Annotated in this window: 5 protein-coding genes and 1 pseudogene; 3 read left to right on the top strand and 3 right to left on the bottom strand. The window is 36.1% G+C overall.

The window, feature by feature from the left end; translation table 11 throughout:
• Window positions 1–119 (top strand): annotated as a pseudogene (locus H4K33_RS10750) (IS30 family transposase); the annotation flags it as partial.
• The gene (locus H4K33_RS10745) at window positions 120–791 is read left to right on the top strand and encodes an inner membrane CreD family protein (protein WP_182648785.1); all 672 of its coding nucleotides are present in this window, start codon (window positions 120–122) and stop codon (window positions 789–791) included. It begins immediately after the preceding pseudogene.
• 86 nt (window positions 792–877) lie between these two features.
• On the opposite strand, the gene H4K33_RS10740 is transcribed toward H4K33_RS10745, so the two are convergent.
• Complete coding sequence (locus H4K33_RS10740; protein ID WP_182648764.1) at window positions 878–2266, bottom strand: aminopeptidase P family protein; 1389 nt, start codon at window positions 2264–2266, stop codon at window positions 878–880.
• 56 nt (window positions 2267–2322) lie between these two features.
• Window positions 2323–3036, bottom strand: a complete 714-nt coding sequence (locus H4K33_RS10735; protein ID WP_182648762.1) for an SDR family oxidoreductase — start codon at window positions 3034–3036, stop codon at window positions 2323–2325.
• A 161-nt stretch (window positions 3037–3197) separates the two neighbouring features.
• On the opposite strand from H4K33_RS10735, the gene H4K33_RS10730 reads away from it, so the two are divergent.
• A complete protein-coding gene (locus H4K33_RS10730; RefSeq protein ID WP_182648760.1) occupies window positions 3198–4532 on the top strand; it encodes an amidohydrolase family protein in 1335 nt (444 codons plus the stop codon).
• A gap of 145 nt (window positions 4533–4677) precedes the next feature.
• Here the strand turns inward: H4K33_RS10730 and H4K33_RS10725 are convergent, their stop codons facing one another.
• Window positions 4678–5724, bottom strand: coding sequence for a hypothetical protein (locus H4K33_RS10725; protein ID WP_182648758.1), 1047 nt, complete (start codon window positions 5722–5724; stop codon window positions 4678–4680).
• Window positions 5725–6000: the final 276 nt, after the last annotated feature.

Genomic DNA, 6000 nt, shown 5'->3' with positions numbered 1-6000 from the left:
AGATTAAGTGGATTGAAAATAAACTCAATAATCGACCTCGTAAAAGACTTGGATACCTCACGCCAAACGAAAAATTTAAACAAATTATTAATCAGAATTCTGTTGCATTTGCAAGTTGAATTCAGCATTTAAAATTCTTGGCGAATGCTACAAATACAAAAGTGAACTTAAGCAGTGATTATCACGATTTGAAATACGTTGGAAATTACCTTCCAGACCAAGCTGATCAAAACCAGGAAGCCACATCAAGTGCTTGGAATATTTATCAACCTTTGCCAATCAATACGGCAAAAATTGACAGCGTAACGTTGGAAAACTATACCTTCGGAATTGAATTTTTAGAACTCAATGACTTCTATAGCAAAGTAGATCGCTCCATCAAGTATGCTTTATTATTTATTGGATTGACCTTTATTGTATTTTACTTTTTAGAAAACATTAAAAACCTAAAAATCAACTTGATTCAATACGCTTTAATTGGGTTTGCTATTTTCTTAAACTACATTTTATTGCTTTCTTTTGCTGAATATGTAGGATTTACCCTTTCTTATGTGATTTCATCTAGTGCAACGATTCTCCTCATTGTCAGTTTTACCTGGAAAATATCAAAAGACAAAAACAGCACCTCTGCCATATTTGGTTTGTTATTCTTGTTATATGCTTTACTTTATTTCTTATTGGAATTAAAAGAAACCGCTTTACTTGTTGGAAGTATTAGTATATTCGTTATTCTAGCTGCCTTGATGCAGTTTTCCATCAAAATGACAGCATCAAACAAAGAGAATCAATAATCAAAAAACAGAGAGCCAGCATTTTAATGCTGGCTTTCTGTTTTTTGATTATTTTTATTTATCGCATTCCGTTGAACGTTTTTCGCTCAATCCATTCGAAACGCCTCAATCTCCGCTATCGTCCGAATTAATTCAGGTCCTAATTGGCGATATCCCTTTTCTTCGATGAGAAAATTATCTTCAATTCGAATTCCACCAAACCCTTTGTATTGGTTTAGTTTCTCGTAATTAATAAAATCGGCATATTTCTTTTCTGCTTCCCAACGTTCAATGAGTTCAGGAATAAAGTAGATTCCAGGTTCAACAGTTAACACATGTCCCGATTTAAGTGCCTTACCCAATCGCAGTGATTTTAACCCAAACAATTGTGTTTCTTTAGGTTCGTTGGGTGTATATCCGACGTATTGTTCCCCTAGGTCTTCCATATCGTGAACATCTAATCCCATCATATGTCCGAGTCCGCATTGAAAAAACATTGTATGCGCATGAGCAGCAACAGCATCCGCAGCATTCCCTTTCATCAATCCGAAATCAATTAACCCTTGAGAGAGAATTAATGCCGCATGCAAGTGAACTTCTTTAAACTTCACTCCTGCTTTTAGTTTATTTTTAGCACCTTCAAAAGCATCTAAAACCACCTGATACAATTCGCGTTGTTCAGTTGTAAATGTACGGTCAACAGGAAATGTACGCGTCAAATCGGAGGCATACCCCATTGCTGTTTCACATCCAGAATCATTCAACAATAACTGTCCCGATTTCAGCGTATTTCCTTGAAAATGGTTGTGTAGAATCCCTCCTTTTACGGTTACAATAGACGGATAAGCTAAAGCGCAATTTTCTTGAGCGGCAATTTGTTGAATAGCAGCGGCAATCTCATACTCTTTAACCCCAGGTTGTGCCATGCGCATAGCCGTTAGATGCATCTTAGTAGAAACCGTTAAGGCTTTTTCAATTTCGCTAATTTCCTGTTCCTCTTTTATTTCTCTTTGAGAAACAACCGCTTGTATCAAAGTCGAAGAAGGTTTAAAATCTGCAATCGAAAGTTGAAGTAGTTCGCCCAATAAAATTTTGTTCGCCGGTTGATAAGGCGGTAGATAGTGTATTTTTCGCTGGGTGGTCATAGCCATTGCAAGATAATGAGCTAATTCTCCAAAAGAGCGAGTTTCTGAAACTCCTGATTTTTCACATTTGGATTGTAAAGTCTCTTGTCTTCCCATCCAAACTAGGGCATCGATAGACATTTCATCACCAAAAATAACCGTGCGATTCTCATCTAAATCTATAATAGCCGCCAAATGCGGTTGTTGAATGCCAAAATAGTATAAAAAGGAACTATCTTGACGAAAAGGATACGTATTATCCTCAAAATTTATGGGATATTCTCCATTTCCTAGAAACAACAATATTCCTTGGCGTCCCATCTTTTGGATTAGTGTTTCTCTTCTTTTACGATACGTTTGACTACTAAACATTTTCTTTCATTTTATTGCTTAATAAGATACAACTTGTTCTTTACTTTCCCCTCAATTTACACGTTAAAATCTTTCATTGCAGGCATATTGATTTCCTTGACACACGTAGCCTTACTCGTTTGTAAGATAAATCGAATAGCTGCTAAAACATCCGCCAAAGGGATCAGTTCGCCATCCGTTTCTCTTATAACATCCTCAACAGCAACCGAGTAGTCGTATTCAGTAGCCAAATAACCCAAATTTAAAATGCTAATTCCTATACTATACTCGCGTAAAGTTTCTCTCAAAGCATGTACCACACCTCTAAGCGCAAACTTAGATGCAGAAAAGGCAACTTCTTTTCCTTTGTGATTTTCCAATCCCCAAGTAGATCCAATCAAAATAATTTTGGCATTTGAACTCAACTTTAAATTCTCCATAAACGCTTGTAAGGCAAGAATACAAGAAGTAACATTTGTTTGTATAATTTGTACAATCTCTTCCACGGACGATTGTTCAAAGTCATACGTAGAAGAAAATGCTTCTTGCTCCCAAATGCCAACATTGTAAACGATATAGTCGAGCGGAGTTGCCCCTACCACCTTTTGTACCGCTTCAACGGCTTGTGTAGGCTTAGAAAGATCTGCCTGTATCCAAACACAGTTTTCATTCATTTCTTCTGGCTTTGATCGAGATATACCCAATACCACATCTTCCCTTTGGGGGATCACTTGGGCAATTGCTTTGCCTAATCCCTTGCTAATTCCATAAATTAGATATCTTTTACTCATTCTATTTCATTTATTTACAAAGCTAAGTTAGATAATAGTATACTTTTCAATTTTGAAGAAAAATGAAAATAATCACAACAAACATATAAAAAATTACTTTTTTTACGATATATCCCCAAAGCAACAATTTAATTGCTGTATATTTACTTTAAAAAATAAACATGACACAAAAATTTTTAAAAATTAGTTTACTTTTTAGCGTTTTTTGTTTTACAACAGCAACTTTTGCGCAAAACAAGATCGTACTTAGTAATGTAGAAATTTTTAATGGCAAGGACAATAAAACTAAAGTAGGTTCTATTGTAATTGAGAAGAACAAAATTGTAAAAATCATCGCCGGAAAAGCTTCAGGTTCGGATCTTGATCAGGCACAAGTCATTGACGGTCAAGGAAAATTCGTTATGCCCGGGATGATTGATTCGCATTGGCATTCCTTTTTAGCAGCAAATTCTAACCAAGCAATTATGTTGGGAGACGAGAGTTTTTTATTCATCAATGCTGCTAAAGAATCAGAAAATACCTTGCAAAGAGGATTTACAACCGTACGAGATTTAGGTGGTCATGTAATGGGAATCAAGCAAGCGAACGATTACGGTATCAATAAAGGTCCTCGTATTTACCCAAGTGAAGCGATGATTTCGCAGACAGGCGGACATGGAGACGCTAGTTTTCCGTGGACTGAACCGCGTATGATTGATCACACTCCGCCTAGATTTCAGGTATTAGGTGGTAGTATTATTGCCGATGGTGAGCAAGAAGTTACAGTTGCCGCAAGAGAGCAATTGAGAAAAGGAGCCTCACAACTAAAAGTAATGGCCGGTGGTGGCGTTGCTACCATTTACGATCCATTAGATGCTACACAATACACCACCAAAGAAATCAAAGCAGCAGTTGATGCAGCAGAAAACTGGGGTACGTATGTTACTGTTCACGCCTACACGCCTAAAGCAGTAAAACAAGCCATAGATGCGGGAGTTAAATGCGTTGATCACGGTCATTTACTCGATGAAGCTACTGTAAAAATACTGGGTGAAAAAGACATTTGGTTGAGCATGCAACCTTTTGATCTCGATGCTAGTGCTTACACAAATCCAGAGCAAGCAGCGAATAAAGTGCTTGTTGGACAAGGAACAGAAAACGTGTATACTTGGGCTAAAAAACACAAAGTAAAACTAGCCTTTGGAACGGATTTAGTTTCTCCTCCTAAAAACCCATTGCGTCAAAATGAATTGGTTGTCAACCTCAAACAATGGTTTACCAATTTTGAAATTCTAAAAATGATTACTTACGATAACGCACAACTCTTAAAAATGAGTGGACCAAGAAACCCGTATCCAGCAGATTTAGGAACATTAGCAGAAGATGCTTATGCCGATATTTTGTTGTTTGACAAGAGTCCTCTAGAAGATATCAGCGTTATTGGTGATCCGAAAAACAATATACTTTTAATTATCAAAGACGGAAAGATTTACAAAGATCAATTGACGAAAAAATAAGCTTGCCTCAGTAGGTTGAAATACTATATTTGAAAAACCGACTCAAAATAGGTTATAAAAAAAAGGATAAATATTCAAAATTTATCCTTTTTTTATGCGTCTTTTTTACAACCTTATTTTCTTTATCTGATACTCCATCGACGAACTACTCTTTGTTCGTATTTAAAGACCTCGATTTACTTAACTGATTAAACTCCAAGGTATAGAAATCCGCTTTACGCAATAATTCAAGTACTTGTTCCTTATCGTTCAGCTGAACAGCCTCTTCGTAAAACACAAAATTATCGCCTCCTGTAAATGCATCTACCTTCTTCTTATCCGATGCGCCCAATCCAGCAAAGAAGAGCCATTTTGCCATTTTGCCTTGCGATGCTCCTTTATACATGCTGTATTCCCTCTGGTTTTCTTCATCTTCTTGGTATTTGACTGATTCAATCCAATGCTTCATATACTTAGTTTTTGCCTGATCAGCAATACATAAATCTTGGTGTTTACTCACGTAATTTTCGGGGAAGATCAGTCTTCCGATACCGCTTATTACGAAGCGACTATAGCCGATAGTCCAAAAGAATCGCTCCTCTAAGTCTGCATTGAGCAAGAAAATTTTTTCCGAAGTCATCGACATATCATACGCTGTTCCTAAACCAGTAACGGCTGTTTTTCCACTAAAAACAACACGTACTTCATCTAGGTAATTTCCTTCACTTTTGGCAATATACTTCGGCATCGTTAATAAAGTATATAGTGCATTTTCTTCAAAAGAAGCTCTGCTATCATAGTGTCCGAAGGGTTTTCCTTCCTCATTTTTTTCGACTTTACTTCCGCCAAAACCAATGCGGTCAATTGCAATGATATGAAACTTCTTATTGAGTTCTTCATCCATAAAATACGGCAACAGACTGGCAATAGAAGCTCCATTCTCAGGAATTAATAGGAGATATGGATTTCGAATACCCCCCAAATAATCGTATCCTTCAACATAATTATATCGCTTATTGCTTAAATAGCCAATTTTAAACTTGTTGATTACAATCGTATCATAAACAGGAGCTCGCATTTTTTTTGCCTCAAATTGAGGTGCAACTTTTTCTGGATTATAGTTTTCATAAAAGAAATCGTACTTACACCAGATAAATATATAGCCTAGAAATAGTAAAGCAATACCGATTAAACCAATTTTTTTTAACTGCATTTTTAAGGATTTAATTTTAACATTTTTTCAAAATTACAGCTAAAAATAGAATTCGCTTCTATATAGACATAAAAATCAATGAGGCCCTGTGAAACAGTTGCGTTAATACCCTTTGTTATAGGGTGGAATTCCCTAATATTTAACACTTAATTTCTGAACATTTATACTTATATTTGCTTCTACTTTTAGTTAAAAAAGTTAGGATTATCGCTTTGTTTTTGCTTGTAAAAGGAGAAAAAAGTGGAGATAACAGAAAGTTCATTCATCGGTTTTGGT

The organism is Myroides sp. WP-1 (assembly GCF_014145635.1).
Lineage (GTDB): Bacteria > Bacteroidota > Bacteroidia > Flavobacteriales > Flavobacteriaceae > Flavobacterium.
This window is presented reverse-complemented; position numbering and strand designations above follow the sequence as displayed.